This is a genomic window from Flavobacterium sp. AC105, from assembly GCF_979258495.1.
The window spans coordinates 5214836-5229267 of record NZ_OZ409860.1; the positions used below are offsets into that span (position 1 = coordinate 5214836).

At 34.2% G+C, this 14432-nt stretch carries 15 protein-coding genes and 3 tRNA genes; 9 read left to right on the plus strand and 9 right to left on the minus strand.

Annotated elements, in window-relative coordinates; translation table 11 throughout:
* Positions 1–73 precede the first annotated feature (73 nt).
* Entirely contained in the window at positions 74–1438 is a 1365-nt protein-coding gene (locus tag ACZ0AH_RS21550; protein ID WP_463477795.1) for a saccharopine dehydrogenase family protein, read from the plus strand.
* 461 nt (positions 1439–1899) lie between these two features.
* Here the strand turns inward: ACZ0AH_RS21550 and ACZ0AH_RS21555 are convergent, their stop codons facing one another.
* Complete coding sequence (locus tag ACZ0AH_RS21555; protein ID WP_463477796.1) at positions 1900–3288, minus strand: dipeptidase; 1389 nt, start codon at positions 3286–3288, stop codon at positions 1900–1902.
* Positions 3289–3397: 109 nt separating this feature from the next.
* Between ACZ0AH_RS21555 and ACZ0AH_RS21560 the strand changes: the two genes are divergently transcribed.
* From ACZ0AH_RS21560 to ACZ0AH_RS21570, 3 genes are all read left to right on the plus strand, one after another.
* Positions 3398–3479: transfer RNA gene (locus ACZ0AH_RS21560), tRNA-Leu, on the plus strand.
* A gap of 172 nt (positions 3480–3651) precedes the next feature.
* On the plus strand, positions 3652–4389 hold the full coding sequence (locus tag ACZ0AH_RS21565) for a hypothetical protein (RefSeq protein WP_463477797.1): 738 nt from the start codon (positions 3652–3654) through the stop codon (positions 4387–4389).
* 30 nt (positions 4390–4419) lie between these two features.
* Positions 4420–4701, plus strand: a complete 282-nt coding sequence (locus ACZ0AH_RS21570) for a hypothetical protein (protein ID WP_463477798.1) — start codon at positions 4420–4422, stop codon at positions 4699–4701.
* Between the two features lie 209 nt (positions 4702–4910).
* Here the strand turns inward: ACZ0AH_RS21570 and ACZ0AH_RS21575 are convergent, their stop codons facing one another.
* Positions 4911–5147: a hypothetical protein gene (locus ACZ0AH_RS21575; RefSeq protein WP_463477799.1), complete on the minus strand. Its 237-nt coding sequence runs from the start codon at positions 5145–5147 to the stop codon at positions 4911–4913.
* A gap of 86 nt (positions 5148–5233) precedes the next feature.
* On the opposite strand from ACZ0AH_RS21575, the gene ACZ0AH_RS21580 reads away from it, so the two are divergent.
* From ACZ0AH_RS21580 to ACZ0AH_RS21590, 3 genes are read left to right on the plus strand one after another with little or no spacing between them, the layout of a single operon-like run.
* Positions 5234–5473 carry a helix-turn-helix domain-containing protein gene (locus ACZ0AH_RS21580; RefSeq protein WP_463477800.1) on the plus strand — a complete coding sequence of 80 codons (240 nt, stop codon included), beginning with the start codon at positions 5234–5236 and terminating at the stop codon, positions 5471–5473.
* A 21-nt stretch (positions 5474–5494) separates the two neighbouring features.
* Complete coding sequence (locus ACZ0AH_RS21585) at positions 5495–5968, plus strand: YcxB family protein (protein WP_463477801.1); 474 nt, start codon at positions 5495–5497, stop codon at positions 5966–5968.
* Between the two features lie 42 nt (positions 5969–6010).
* Complete coding sequence (locus ACZ0AH_RS21590) at positions 6011–6433, plus strand: hypothetical protein (protein ID WP_463477802.1); 423 nt, start codon at positions 6011–6013, stop codon at positions 6431–6433.
* 186 nt (positions 6434–6619) lie between these two features.
* Here the strand turns inward: ACZ0AH_RS21590 and ACZ0AH_RS21595 are convergent, their stop codons facing one another.
* From ACZ0AH_RS21595 to ACZ0AH_RS21620, 6 genes are all read right to left on the minus strand, one after another.
* Positions 6620–7285, minus strand: a complete 666-nt coding sequence (locus ACZ0AH_RS21595; protein WP_463477803.1) for an HAD family hydrolase — start codon at positions 7283–7285, stop codon at positions 6620–6622.
* A gap of 453 nt (positions 7286–7738) precedes the next feature.
* Positions 7739–7812 (minus strand) — tRNA-Asp (locus ACZ0AH_RS21600).
* A gap of 558 nt (positions 7813–8370) precedes the next feature.
* A tRNA-Asp gene (locus tag ACZ0AH_RS21605) sits at positions 8371–8444 on the minus strand.
* Between the two features lie 86 nt (positions 8445–8530).
* The gene (locus tag ACZ0AH_RS21610; RefSeq protein ID WP_463477804.1) at positions 8531–9457 is read right to left on the minus strand and encodes a DUF58 domain-containing protein; all 927 of its coding nucleotides are present in this window, start codon (positions 9455–9457) and stop codon (positions 8531–8533) included.
* Positions 9458–9595: 138 nt separating this feature from the next.
* On the minus strand, positions 9596–10186 hold the full coding sequence (locus tag ACZ0AH_RS21615) for a hypothetical protein (protein ID WP_463477805.1): 591 nt from the start codon (positions 10184–10186) through the stop codon (positions 9596–9598).
* Between the two features lie 79 nt (positions 10187–10265).
* Entirely contained in the window at positions 10266–10820 is a 555-nt protein-coding gene (locus ACZ0AH_RS21620; protein WP_463477806.1) for a hypothetical protein, read from the minus strand.
* Positions 10821–11021: 201 nt separating this feature from the next.
* Between ACZ0AH_RS21620 and ACZ0AH_RS21625 the strand changes: the two genes are divergently transcribed.
* Positions 11022–11729 (plus strand): LytR/AlgR family response regulator transcription factor, encoded by a 708-nt coding sequence (locus tag ACZ0AH_RS21625; protein ID WP_463477807.1) that lies wholly within the window; start codon positions 11022–11024, stop codon positions 11727–11729.
* Positions 11726–13819: a tetratricopeptide repeat-containing sensor histidine kinase gene (locus ACZ0AH_RS21630; protein ID WP_463477808.1), complete on the plus strand. Its 2094-nt coding sequence runs from the start codon at positions 11726–11728 to the stop codon at positions 13817–13819. Before ACZ0AH_RS21625 ends, ACZ0AH_RS21630 begins: the two co-directional genes overlap by 4 nt.
* A 230-nt stretch (positions 13820–14049) precedes the next feature.
* Here the strand turns inward: ACZ0AH_RS21630 and trxA are convergent, their stop codons facing one another.
* Entirely contained in the window at positions 14050–14394 is a 345-nt protein-coding gene (gene trxA, locus ACZ0AH_RS21635; protein ID WP_463478129.1) for a thioredoxin, read from the minus strand.
* Between the last annotated feature and the right edge of the window lie 38 nt (positions 14395–14432).

Genomic DNA, 14432 nt, shown 5'->3' on the forward strand with positions numbered 1-14432 from the left:
ATAAATTAATTTTCTGAAATTAAAATTGTTATATTTATAACAATTAAATATATTTGTGTTAAATATTTACAATATGAGAAGCGTTTTAATAATTGGAGCCGGTAGATCTGCATCATCACTGATACGTTATTTACTGTCTAAATCAGAAACTGAAAATTTACATCTTATCGTTGCTGATTTATCTTTGGCTTTGGCCGAAAAAAAGACGCAGAAACATCCAAATGCGACTCCAATTGCTTTAAATATTTTTGATACCGAAGAAAGAAAAGCAGCCATAGCAAACGCGTCTATTGTAATTTCGATGCTTCCGGCCCATTTACATATCGAGATTGCAAAAGATTGTCTTCAGTTTAAAAAACACCTTGTCACAGCATCATATATAAGTGATGCTATGAAGGAACTGGACGAAGAAGCGAAGAAAAACAATTTGATTTTCATGAATGAGATTGGTCTAGATCCCGGAATTGATCATATGAGCGCCATGAAAGTTATTGATGAAATCAGGGAAAAAGGCGGCAATATGCTGCTTTTTGAATCGTTTTGCGGCGGATTAGTCGCTCCGGAATCTGACAATAATTTATGGAATTACAAATTTACCTGGGCTCCAAGAAATGTCGTTCTCGCGGGACAAGGCGGGGCAGCAAAATTTGTTCAGGAAGGTACTTATAAATATATTCCGTACGGAACCGTTTTTCGCAGAACGGAATTTCTGGAAGTTGAAGGTTACGGAAAATTTGAAGCCTATTCTAATCGGGATTCTCTTAAATACAGATCGATTTATGGTTTAGATGATATTCTGACTTTATATAGAGGAACAATTCGAAGAGTGGGTTTCTCGAAAGCATGGAATATGTTTGTGCAATTAGGCATGACTGACGATAGTTATATCATGGAAGGTTCTGAAAGCATGAGTTATCGTGAGTTCGTGAATTCTTTCTTGCCGTATCATCCAACAGATTCTGTAGAAATTAAAACCAGATTGATTTTAAAAATTGATCAGGACGATATTATGTGGGATAAACTTCTGGAACTGGATTTATTTAATCCGGACAAAAAAGTGAATTTGCCCAATGCAACTCCGGCTCAAATATTAGAAAAGATATTATCAGATAGTTGGTCTTTAGAACCTGACGATAAAGATATGATTGTAATGTACCATAAATTCGGATATGAATTAAATGGTAAAAAGGCGCAAATAGACTCAAAAATGGTTTGTATTGGCGACGATCAAACGTATACTGCTATGGCAAAAACGGTGGGATTACCGGTTGCGATGGCAACATTATTGATTTTGAATGGAAAAATTACAACTCCCGGCGTTCAGCTTCCGATTAAGAAAGAAGTTTATCTGCCAATTTTAAAAGAGTTAGAAGAATATGGGGTAATTTTTAACGAACAGGTTATGCCCTATTTTGGATACAATCCGGATTTATTCTAGATCGGGGTTATTTTTTTTTAGAATTTTTTTTTAGTTTTTTATTTTATCCGCTTCTTTTACGAGAAGCGGATTTTTTTCTTTAAGGAAACAAAGTTACTGAGTGACAAAGGTTTTAGCTGGGCCTTAAATGGCTTTAGCCAAATAAATTCTTAGGCGTTTATAAATATTTCGGCTAAACCCAATTCGTTTTCTCTAAAAATCCCCCCTAGTTAAAACTAGGGGCTATTCAATTTCAATGTCAAAATATTTGTTTTTTTAACCTAAAAACCTTTGAACCTTTTCTCCTCGTTAGGGATAGGAGCGATATCCTTTTTGTTTTTTTAAAACAAAAAGATATAGCGGATAGCCCGTACACGGCGGCGGATAACGCCTATAAAAAAATCCGCTCATTTCTGAACGGATTTCATATTATTTGAGATTCATCTTTGTCAAAGTTTAAAACTTTGACAAAGAGCTAAACCTTACTTACTTAATTCCACAAAATACTTGTAAAACAACGGAATAGTTTCGATTCCTTTTAAGTAATTGAAGATTCCGAAGTGTTCGTTTGGTGAGTGAATCGCATCAGAATCCAAACCAAATCCCATCAAAATCGTTTTGCTTTTTAGCTCTTTTTCGAACAAAGCTACAATTGGAATACTTCCGCCTGAACGAACCGGAATTGCCGGAACTCCAAAAGTTTCAGTATACGCTTTGTTTGCTGCCTGATAACCAATACTGTCAATTGGCGTAACATAACCCTGACCTCCGTGGTGTGGCGTTACTTTTACGGTAACTCCTGCCGGTGCAATACTTAGGAAATGTTTCGTGAAAAGATCTGTGATTTCATGCCAATCCTGATTTGGAACCAAACGCATTGAGATTTTAGCAAAAGCTTTGCTCGCAATAACGGTTTTTGCTCCTTCGCCTTGATATCCGCCCCAGATTCCGTTTACGTCTAATGTTGGTCGAATCGAGTTGCGTTCGTTGGTTACATATCCTTTTTCGCCATAAACATCATTTAAGTCTAAGGCTTTTTTATATTTTTCTAAGCTAAAAGGCGCTTTTGCCATTTCGGCTCTTTCTTCAAAAGATAATTCCTGTACTTTATCGTAGAAACCCGGAATGGTAATATGATTGTCTTCGTCGTGCATTGAAGCGATCATTTTTGCCAAAACATTGATTGGGTTCGCTACTGCTCCACCATATAATCCTGAGTGTAAATCGCGGTTTGGACCTGTAACTTCGACCTCAACATAACTCAAACCACGTAAACCTGTCGTGATCGACGGCTGTTGGTTAGAGATCATTCCGGTATCTGAAATAAGGATTACGTCATTTTTCAGTTTTTCCTGATTGCGTTCTACGAACCACGCCAAACTTGCCGAACCTACTTCTTCTTCGCCTTCGATCATGAATTTTACGTTGCAAGGCAAATTATTGGTTTGCACCATGTATTCAAGCGCTTTTACGTGCATGTACATTTGCCCTTTGTCATCACATGCTCCACGCGCGAAAATTGCGCCTTCCGGGTGAATTTCGGTATTTTTAATAACGGGTTCGAATGGTGGTGATGTCCATAATTCGATTGGATCTGGCGGTTGAACATCATAATGACCGTAAACCAAAACGGTAGGTAAATTTGGGTCGATTATTTTTTCTCCATAGATGATTGGATAGCCCGGAGTATCGCAAATTTCGACTAAATCGCAGCCTGCTTTTGATAAACTTTCTTTTACGGCCTCGGCAGTATCGATAACATCTTGCGAATATGCAGTGTCGGCACTTACCGACGGAATTTTTAATAATTCGATCAACTCCTTGATAAAGCGATCTTTATGTTGTTGAACGTACGACTTAATATTTTCCATTTAAATAATTTTTATAGAAATTCAAAAATACAAAAAATAGAATTAATATTTTTTTTCAAAAAATGCTTTGAAATTTAGAAGTTATGATTATCTTTGCACCCACAATTGAGCGGATATGGTGAAATTGGTAGACATGCCAGACTTAGGATCTGGTGCCGCAAGGCGTGTAGGTTCGAGTCCTATTATCCGCACTGAAAAAAGCTTCTGAGAAATCAGAAGCTTTTTTGTTTTTACATCTATTTTCATCTTGACTTTTAAAAAACTTCTAAATCTTATAGTCAAAAAAGTATTGTAAATATTATTTCAACCAATTAAGAGGATTCTTTCTATATTTGATAATTCCATATTTAAAAATTAAAAATCATGATAAGAGAAAAGGTTTATAAAGACATTAATAATACTCTAGATAAACATTCAAGATTTGAAAGCTCAGACTTTAAAATAGAACCTAATAAGGACAAATCAAGTTCATATACTTTGCTAACTATTACATATAGTATGGAATCAAAGTACAAAATTATTTTTCAAATTCCAACTTCAAAAACTAATGATAAAGAAGGCTATAGTGCATATTATGCTATTTCCGGAAGCGTTTGTCCTGGTCCATTAGCATATGAAGAAAATTTTTCTTTTAAAGGAGATACAGGAATTTTTACACAAATTACAACTTGGCTAAACTGCATCTGGGAAGAACTCTCTTCAAACCCAATAGTAAAGAAAGTAGAATTTCAACAGCAACAGATTGAGGAAATATTTGAAAGATTTGAATCAATAAAAGATGAATATTTTTCAGAAGACGAAGCAAAAGAATTGCGTAAAAAACTTGATAAATTAGAAGAAACTCTAAAAGAGCAAATTAAGCAAAATCAAGATAACAAAAAGGAATTTGAAAGGGAATTTGAAAATCTTCATAATGACATTGACACTTTAAAACAAACCATACATTCATTTAACAAAAAAGGATGGTTAAAAAGTTTTACAACTAAGGTATTCAAGTGGACAAAAGATTCTGAAAACCGCACACTACTAAAAGACGGCTACAAAGTAATTCGTGAATTTTTACCCGAAGATATTAAAGGTAATCTTCCTGATTTAGAATAAAATAAAAACAAAACTTTAACCTAAAAAATAATGAAACAAAATCCGTACTTATATGATGGCAGTTCTGTAAACGAAATCCTGAACAAACCTATTAGAATTGAAATTGGAAAAATAAACTGGGAAAATTGGAAACTTGGCGAGGTTGATGAAATTCTTGAAGGTAAATTTATAAAATGTAATTTAGCTATTAACTATCCTCACAAACCGTCTGATTTTATATTTCAAAGTCTTACCGGAAAAATATCTGATATTTCAATAGGAGTAATTGTCTCTGTAGAAATATTAAAGAATCAAAATGATAATCAACTCTAAACATACAGAGATATTAAAAAAATATTTCTACACTTATTCCCTTTTTTCAGGCTTTTGCAAAAACACAAAGTAACCCCAATATTGTCATTTCGACCGAAGGGAGAAATCACACTAGAAACTCCACACAGAATATCGTCAATCTTTGTCGAATTACTCGTGTGATTTCTCCCTTCGGTCGAAATGACAAGCGGTGCGTAAAATAAAAACGTTTAAGATTCAATCTCCAAATAAGGATCTAAAACTTCGGCTAATTTATTGAGCCAATAAAAATTATCTTCGAGATTGTTGAATTCTGTTTCTACGGTTTCGCAGCCTCTCATGGCGCATAAGGAAAGAACATAATTTACTTGTCGGATTGTTTTTGCTAGTTCTTTAGAATCTATTGTATTTTTAAAAAAATCTGTTAGTCTGGCTTCGACTTCTTTTGAAAGGCTTTCCGTAGTCATTGTCTTATTTTTTTGATGAGTCAAATATAGTAAATTACACCCATGTATGGGTGTAATTGAAAAATAAATCTTATCACTTTTGAAATATGAATATTTCAGAAGAAACTTTTATTGCAAATCTTGGAATTCACATTAGACAATTACGTGAAAAGAAAGGCATGTCTCAACAAGATTTAGCTGACGATTGCGGTATTACCCAAAATCAAGTTGGCAGAATAGAAAGATCTGAAATAAATACTACTGTAAAAACCCTTGTGAGAATTGCCTCTGCTTTAGATGTTGAACCTAAAGAATTGTTTGATTTTCCTTTAAATAAAAAACCTTAAATTCAATTTCACTAACCTTCAATGATTAAAACAAAAAAATTTCAACTTACCAAAAAAGAATATTTATCATTCATTATTAGAATTTTATTAAAAAAGAAATGGTGGCTTTATGCATTTATGCTTATGCTTTCTGTTGCAATTCTTTGCAAGGACAACAAAGATTCTTCTGATGTTTTTGTAATTATCTTTGGTTTTCTGTATCCGCTACTTACATTATTTCAATATTGGAGATTTGCAAATTCAAAAGAAAATAACATTTTTTTCAGTGAAACACAACATGAAATTTTCGCTGATAAAATTATTTCGCACTCAGGAGAAACATCTGAGAGTACATATGGTGCACAGCATTTTATAAAAGCATTCGAACTAAAAGATCTTTACCTTTTATATATTTCAAAAAGCCAATCTTTATTTTTTCCAAAACGAGTTTTTGAAACTCCGGAAGATGAAAATTGGTTTAGAAATGAAGTGTTTTTAAAGATTAAAAACAGATAAATTTCGGCTAATGCTTTTCTCATCAAAACATATACTTATAAAATGAAATTATCCAAAGTCAAAAAAATAGAACTCTTTATTATTTCAGCATTAAGCATTCTTGTTTTATGCAGTTTTGTAAATTTCAGAAGCCTCCACGCAAAATTCTACAACAAAACAGGAGAAAATCTCGACTCATTAGTAATAGCCGGAACTTTTATTGGTCACCTGGAAAGCAATAGTTCAACAGAATATATTGATTTTAAAAATTTCCTTTTTGATGGTAGTTTACCATACGAGCGAATTAGCGGAATAATAAACAATAAAAGATTAAATCAATTTAATTGGAGTTGGTGCGGCACAGAAAGAGAAAGAAAGTCTAAAGGTTCTTATATTTTTGATATAAAAAAAGGAGCAGATGAAAAAGGCAATATTTGTTTGTTTTTAGTTGAGCATAATAAAAAAATCTTTTGGGAAGAAGAATAATCCCTTCTAGTTTGTCATTTCGAGCTAAGGGAGAAATCCTCGCGAGAAGCTCGACAAAGATTGGAATCTCGTTGCGGAGTTACTTGCGAGGATTTCTCGTTCCTCGAAATGACAAGCCGTGTGTAAAAAAAACCTTTGTCAAAGTTTTAAACTTTCACAAAGGTCTCTCAGTTTTGGAATTTGGATTTAGAAATTGGAATTTAATAATTCAATTACTTTATCAACATTTATTTCGCTATAATCATTTATATAAAAACTACATGACGGAAGCTGTTCTTTTGTATGTGTACTCAATACGCCAACTACTTTCATTCCTGCATTTAAACCCGCTGTAACGCCCGAAAAAGAATCTTCGAAAACCACACAATCAGACGGAGAAACGCCAACACGTTTGGCAGATTCCAGATAAACTTCGGGATTTGGTTTATGAAATGTTACGTCTTCGCTAGACATCATAGAATCCATTTTGTCAGCGATATTTAAAACACTTATAATCAAATCAAGATTCGCGCGTGGCGCCGATGTTGCAACAGCCGTTTTAAAACCACGGGATTTTAATTCGTTTAAAAATTCCAAATAATGCGGAATGGTTTCGACTTTATCTTTATAAATCTCGCGAAACATTCCTTCTTTTTCGTCTTCGAGCTTTGTAAGTTCTTCTCCCGCAATTGGACGCTTGAAGAAATGTGTCATGATATAACTATTATGTTTTCCGTACATATGCTCTTCAAATTCCTGCTCCGAATGAGGAATTTGATATTTATCGAAAAATGCCTCGAAAGCCTTCACATGATGCGGATTCGTGTGACAAATTACACCATCCATATCAAAAATTACACATTGCTGCTTCATTGTATATTTTATTTTTAACGGTGCAAGATACTTCTTTTCTACGGAGCCGCGCGAAGGTTTTTTTAATCGCGCAATCCCGATAGCAATCCGGAGCCAAGGCGCAAGTTTTTTTACTCTCGCAGATTTGGCAGATTATACGGTTATTTATTTTCTTATTTAAAAATCCAATCTGCTCAATCTGCCAAATCTGCGAGAGACAAACCCTCTAAATCTTATCAATATGTGGCTTTAAAAATAAAAATCTTTGCAACTCTGCTCTGACCACCAAACCACAACCAATAACATTCGCCCAATATAAACCATCTAATGCGGCTCTCCAGATTGAAATCTTGGGCTATGCTGAAATACAAAAACATAAAGTTCGCAAAGCTTAATTAAAACTTTGCGAACTTTGCGGTTAAATATAAAAAAACAAAAAAGCCTTTCCGTTAAGAAAGGCTTCTTCCAATATTGCGGTCTGGACGGGACTCGAACCCGCGACCCCATGCGTGACAGGCATGTATTCTAACCAACTGAACTACCAAACCAACTGCGTTATTGTGAGTGCAAAAATACAATAGAACTTTGATTCTGCAAGGGTTTTTGCGAATAAAAATTGAGAAAATTTTAAAAAGCTAAATTCCAATCTTTTATCCCAAAGCATCGGGACCAAATTTCCATTAAATGCGCAGATCTTTGTCAAAGTTTCGAACTTTGACAAAGATTTTTCATACAGAAATATCATCATCTTACTAAACATAGCCCGTGGTTTCAACCACGGGGTCACAATCATGATCACAATCCGCATCCCCGTGGTTGAAACCACGGGCTATGTTTAAATCCAATTCAATAAATCATTATAACCACAAAAGTTCGCAAAGCTATGAATAAACTTTGCGAACCTTTGCGTAAATCTTAGCGCTCTTTGCGGTAAACTCGATATGTCTTAAATCAAAAAAGCCATCCACAAAAGTGGAAAGCTTTTCATTGGTCTAACTACTAAACCAGCTACGAGTTACAAAGTCGTAGCAAACAACACAACTAATCTTAGATACCGTATTTGGGCAAAAAAGCCTTTCTGTTAAGAAAGGCTTCTCCCAATATTGCGGTCTGGACGGGACTCGAACCCGCGACCCCATGCGTGACAGGCATGTATTCTAACCAACTGAACTACCAAACCTCTGCGTTATTGCGGTTGCAAAGATAGTACAGAATTTCATTTCTGCAAGTGTTTTCATAAAAAAAATCGAATAAATTTTCAATTCGTTAGCCAAAGTTTTGTTTTTCAACTAAATATGTAGTCAATATTTTTTCAAAATTATCGCCAACATTTACCGGAACGTACTTAATTTGGTTCTTTGCACACGTTAAAGCTAATTTTTTAAAGTATTCTTCGGCTCGTTTTTCGTATTCAACTTTAACATTATCGGCAAAAATTGATACTTCTTCGCCTGATTCTAAGTCAATGAACTTTCTTGGTGTGTTATCAAAATCAAATTTTAGTTCTGTTTCATTGTCTACAACATGAAATAAAACTACTTTATGTTTGTTGTGTTTAAGATGCTGTAATGCATTAAAAAGTTTTTCGTCGTCTTCTGACTGAAACATATCTGTAAACAAAATAATCATCGAACGACGGTGCATTTTTTCTGCAATTTGATGCAAATACGTGATTGTATCGGTGCTTTTTTTGACTTTTGGCTGTTCTAACAATTGTTCCAGTTTATTAAGCAGCATTCTATGATGGCGATCGCTTCCTTTTTCTGGAGCATAATATTCATAACTGTCCGAGAAAACGCTTAATCCAACGGCATCACGTTGTTTCTTTAGGATATTCATTAAAACTGCCGAGGCTAAAACCGCAAAACCAATCTTTTTTTCATAGAAAGGCTGACCTGATTTTAGTTCCGGATAATGCATTGACGACGAATTATCGACAATAAGATGACAGCGTAAATTGGTTTCTTCTTCAAAACGTTTGGTGTACAAACGATCTGTTTTGGCAAATAATTTCCAGTCAATGTGCTTGGTACTTTCTCCGGCATTGTAGACTTTATGCTCCGAAAACTCTGCCGAAAAGCCATGAAACGGACTTTTATGCATTCCGGATATAAAACCTTCTACAACCTGATTGGCCAGCATTTCGAGGTGCTGAAAACTGGATACTTTCTCTATTTCCGATTCGATCTTCATCTTTCAAATGTATTAAAAGATTAAATCATTTAAAAGTAAAAAAGAGCTGTTCTTCAAAACCTGGCATTCTAAAATAAGTAAGATAGGCTTGACTTCCGCCAAACCTATCCTAACTAATTCAAAACTATTTAAAAAAAACTACTCCGTTCTTTGAAATTTAAAACTAATATCTCCTGCATAATAGGTATTACGCGCATTAGTTGGGAAAATAGTTTCTGTAGCCGTACTCGATATATAGGCATATCCAGTAATGGTGATATTTCCGGCTACGATAGGGTAAGTAGTTGCAGATCCGTCAGTTTTTGTTCTGTTTATCCAGTCATCGCTATTAACGGTCAGGAAATATTCTTTGTCTTTAGTAAGGAGAATAGGCACAATGGTTTTTTCGAAAGACATATTTGCCACAGAAATATTCATTGTTTCAGATTTAATAACTGTTTTGGTCGCGGCATCCCATAAAGTAATTCTTAAAGCGGTGTTTACATCCGGAATTTTTGCAAAAAACGAACTTATTTGGCCTGTAACAGTTGGTTTAAAACTAAAACCATATTCATAAATACCTGCATTTTTTTGTTCGACTGCTTTTTGGCTAAAGCCTGATGCGGCCATGTATAAATCTAGAGGGTTTTCGTAATCATAAGTAACCTTATCCTTGTCGTCATCATTGTTGCAGGCAATTGCTAAAAGTGCAACTGATAAAATGATAAAAATGTTTTTTAAAGCTTTCATAATAATTGTAATTAACTGGTTATTTATTGGATTTAATCAACTTATTGGTTTGATTTATATGTTGGTTTCTTTTAGAATGTTATTGCTGAATATTAAAATGCGCACAAACTTCTTCGTAGCTCATTTTAGAATAATCTGTTTTTGCAGTTTTAGATGTCGCAGCAGCAACTCCGCCAGGAATCAAAATATATCTCCAGCTAAGTGATGTTGGAAGATTTACAGTTCCTCCCTGATCATGTCTAAATCTGAATAATTTGATTTTCTTTAGCGTAGAAATAGCCGTAATTGTATTCACAAATCCGCCAGCTGTAGATGTATAAGGCACTGTATAAGTTCCTGACCCAAAAGACACATAAACCAATATGGTTCCTTTTGAAAGAATATCATCTGATAATTGTGGTGCATTAATCGTTGTAGACATTCCAGAAGTTCCGTCAACTGTTTCTGCAACTGCTGCCGGAGCCGTTAACCATGCGCTATAAATAACATTTGCTGTTCCGGCTGCTCCCGCTGGTCCTGCCGCTCCATCAACTCCGTTTGTTCCGTTAGTTCCGTCGGCTCCGTCATCACTGCTGCATGAAATTGTAAAAATAGCAACTAATAAAAGGGTAAAAATGATTTTGAAAGTTTTCATAAATAATTTAGTTTTAAAATTTAAATAGTTCGTTTTTAATTCAATAGCTTTATTTTTGTAAAAGTCACAGCAGAAAAAAAAGATTGTTTATTTTTATCTCCTGAATTATTACACGACAAATTTGCAGCAATAAAACAGGCCGAAAAACCACTAATAGACAAACAACATTTTAAATAGACAGACGACATAAAATCACTTTCAATGACCAAAAAATACACTTGTATTATTATAGATGATGACGAAATAGACAGACTTACGGTATTATCGTTTGCCAAAAAGTTTCCCATTCTGGACATTTTGGGCGTTTTTGAATCGGCTGAAGATGCGGTTTCGTTTATCGAAAAAGAAAAAGTCGATATCTTATTTTTGGATATTGATATGCCAGGTTTAAACGGAATTGAGTTTAGAAAAAAAGCGCTCGAGATTCCAGTTTGCATTTTTATAACTGCACATCCGGAACATGCCGTAGAAAGTTTTGAAATAGAAACACTCGATTTTATCGTAAAACCATTAAAACTCGATCGCTTTGCACAATCAGTAAGCCGGATTGAAGAATTTATGGAAATAAAACTCAAAGCTTCTCTTTTTGAAGCCAGTATTGGCGGTGATACCATTTATATAAAAGAAGGTCACGAACAAACGAAAGTCAAATTGCACGAAATTTTATATCTCGAAGCTTTAAAAGATTATACTTTGATTATTACCGATAAAAAAAGACATTGCGTTTTATCGAGTATCGGAAATCTTTTGAAAGAAGATCACTTTCAGTCTTTTATCAGAATTCACAGAAGTTTCGCCGTTCAGAAGCAATTTATTCAGAAAATAAATTCAACCGAAATTATTTTAAACAATAATATTACCATTCCGGTTGGAAGAAGTTATAAAGAAAACCTAAACTTCATTGCATGAAAAATTTAGGATTCTTGTTTTTGCATTTCATAACATTTTCTGTTTTTGCGCAACAGGAACCTAATTTAGCACGATATCAAACTCAGAATGAAAAACTTCAGGTCTGGCTAAAATATACAAATGAAGTTTTAGATGCAGACGATTTTCCTAAACTCCTTATCGCCGCACAAAAAGGAATTGAACTTTCTAAAGATCAGCTTGCCTACAAATCAAGATTTTATTTCTTAAAAGGAAATGCGTACGAATTTAATAACAATCAGAATAAAAAAGCTTGTGTTAATTATGAACTCGCCTTAAAATATGCACAAAAGGCGCGACATCTTAAAAACGAAACTTCTACCTTAATGCGCCTTAGTTATGCTTATTATGCGCTTAATGAAACCTTAAAACGAAAACAATTAATAACCTATATTAAAAAGGTTGTTGACACTACAAAAAGCACGTATACAAAATCTGTCCTTTACGGAAGTTTAGGCGAATATTATCTTGATAATGCTGAATATGAAACTTTTATTGGTTATCAGCTTAAAGCGATTAATTATAAAAAACTGCTTAAAAAAGCCGTTGCCAACGATGAAACAATTGGCGTTTCATACAGTCAGATTGCAGCCGCTTACACTAAAATGAAGCAATATAATAAGGCAATCGAATATTTAAATTACGCACAGCCATTTATAAAAACTTCTCCTTATATCAGTGCTTTTTCCTGCAATTATTATCTGCAGTGTTTTGTTCCTTTAAAAAATATCGACAGCGTTCAAAAATATTATAAACTAATCTATACCTACCCTTCTAAAAAAGATTCCTTATTTCTTAATTTAAGTTTTGCCAACCGGAGCGTTTCCGAATATTATGCAAATGAAGGCAGAACAAATACCGCATTTAGTTATGCAGAAAAAGCGGTTTCATTTGCGCAAAAATCGAATGATGACGATATAATTATGGAAGCAAATACCATAATGGGACGGGTTTTGTATGAAAAAGGAGATTATAAAAAAGCAATTGAAACACTCAAAAAAGCTTCAGAAAATGCTTTGACCTACGACAAGGAATCCTTTGTAAATATTAATAAAAAACTATCTCAAAGTTATGCCGCATTAGGACTTTGGAAAGAAGCTTTTCATTACAACGAAATCTACACCAAGTATAATGACGAAATGATGCAGGAATCGGCCAAGAAAAACATTGCAAATGCCGAAGCCCGTTATCAAAACAAAACAAAAGGACAGGAAATAAAAGTTCTTTCAACCCAAAACACAATCAAAAACATTCAGATTGCTGAAGCCAAAAAGCAACGAATCTTTCTTATTGGCGGACTAGCACTTGTTGGAATTATTCTGTTATTGTTATTCAATCAGAGCCGAAACAGAAAGAAAACCAATCAGAAATTACAGCTTTTAAATCAGGAATTAGACGAAGCCAATAAAACAAAAGCGCGATTTTTTGGTATTTTAAATCACGATTTAAGAAGTCCGGTTTCTAATTTAATCCATTTTTTACACCTTCAAAAAGAAAGTCCGGAACTTATAGACGAAGCCACAGCTTTGCGAATGCAGACCAAAGTGATTACCGGAGCCGAAAATTTATTATCATCTATGGAAGATATTTTATTGTGGAGCAAAGGACAAATGGATAATTTTAAACCGCATCTTCAAAAAACAGCTATTTCGGTTTTATTTGAAGAATCTCAAAAGCATTTTGCAAGCGTCGAAAACGTAAAAATATCATTTGAAGATCCTGAAAATATCATTTTAAATACCGATGAAAATTACCTGAAAACCATCATTAGAAACCTTACCGGAAACGCCATAAAAGCACTTGAAAAAACGCAAAACGCAAAAATAACCTGGACAGCCTGGCAGGAAAACAAGCAAACTTATCTCTCGATTACAGATAACGGATCGGGCGGAACTCAGGAACAATTTAAAGCTTTATACGACGATTCTCAAGTTATCGGCATCAAATCAGGATTAGGATTACACCTAATTCGGGATTTGGCAACAGCCATAAATTGCAAAATCGAAGTCAGTTCAAAACCGGATTCAGGAACCACTTTTATTTTAAAGTTTGCCACAAATTTCACAAATTAGCACGAATTAAAGTGCTTTAAAATTCCGTTTAATTTTTTTGCCACAGATTAAAAGGATTTCGTAATCTGTGACAGCCTTTTAAGCAATATCAAAATAAATAATTCGCAGAAATTTGTGAAATTTGTGGCAAGAAAAAATCCCTTTTAATCTATATATCTGTCGCAAAAAACCACAAATAAAAAAGGCTTGACTTTCGCCAAACCTTTTTTATATAAATCATAATCTTACGATTACAATAAAGCGTCTAAACTATCAGCGTAAGTTTGTTTAGGAGCAACTCCTACTTGTTTACCTACAACTTCACCGTTATGAAAAACCAAAACGGTTGGTATGTTACGCACACCGTATTTTGCAGCGAATTCCTGGTTTGCATCTACATCTACCTTACCAACAACTACTTTACCTGCGTACTCGTTGCTTAGTTCGTCAATGATTGGACCAACCATTCTACAAGGACCACACCATGCTGCCCAAAAATCTACCATTACCGGTTTATCTGATTTTAAAACTACTTCATCAAAAGTAGCATCTGTTATTGCTAATGCCATAATAATTTTATTTAAGTTATCCCTAATGTTGTTCAAGGGAACAATTTTTAATGTGTTTGAAACTT

Coding starts and splice junctions, on each gene's coding strand:
- ACZ0AH_RS21575 (WP_463477799.1), bottom strand. CDS start 5,147: ATGACTACGGAAAGCCTTTCAAAAGAAGTCGAAGCCAGACTAACAGAT.
- ACZ0AH_RS21550 (WP_463477795.1), top strand. CDS start 74: ATGAGAAGCGTTTTAATAATTGGAGCCGGTAGATCTGCATCATCACTG.
- ACZ0AH_RS21585 (WP_463477801.1), top strand. CDS start 5,495: ATGATTAAAACAAAAAAATTTCAACTTACCAAAAAAGAATATTTATCA.
- ACZ0AH_RS21630 (WP_463477808.1), top strand. CDS start 11,726: ATGAAAAATTTAGGATTCTTGTTTTTGCATTTCATAACATTTTCTGTT.
- ACZ0AH_RS21595 (WP_463477803.1), bottom strand. CDS start 7,285: ATGAAGCAGCAATGTGTAATTTTTGATATGGATGGTGTAATTTGTCAC.
- ACZ0AH_RS21610 (WP_463477804.1), bottom strand. CDS start 9,457: ATGAAGATCGAATCGGAAATAGAGAAAGTATCCAGTTTTCAGCACCTC.
- ACZ0AH_RS21590 (WP_463477802.1), top strand. CDS start 6,011: ATGAAATTATCCAAAGTCAAAAAAATAGAACTCTTTATTATTTCAGCA.
- ACZ0AH_RS21615 (WP_463477805.1), bottom strand. CDS start 10,186: ATGAAAGCTTTAAAAAACATTTTTATCATTTTATCAGTTGCACTTTTA.
- ACZ0AH_RS21565 (WP_463477797.1), top strand. CDS start 3,652: ATGATAAGAGAAAAGGTTTATAAAGACATTAATAATACTCTAGATAAA.
- ACZ0AH_RS21620 (WP_463477806.1), bottom strand. CDS start 10,820: ATGAAAACTTTCAAAATCATTTTTACCCTTTTATTAGTTGCTATTTTT.
- ACZ0AH_RS21555 (WP_463477796.1), bottom strand. CDS start 3,288: ATGGAAAATATTAAGTCGTACGTTCAACAACATAAAGATCGCTTTATC.
- ACZ0AH_RS21580 (WP_463477800.1), top strand. CDS start 5,234: ATGAATATTTCAGAAGAAACTTTTATTGCAAATCTTGGAATTCACATT.
- ACZ0AH_RS21625 (WP_463477807.1), top strand. CDS start 11,022: ATGACCAAAAAATACACTTGTATTATTATAGATGATGACGAAATAGAC.
- ACZ0AH_RS21570 (WP_463477798.1), top strand. CDS start 4,420: ATGAAACAAAATCCGTACTTATATGATGGCAGTTCTGTAAACGAAATC.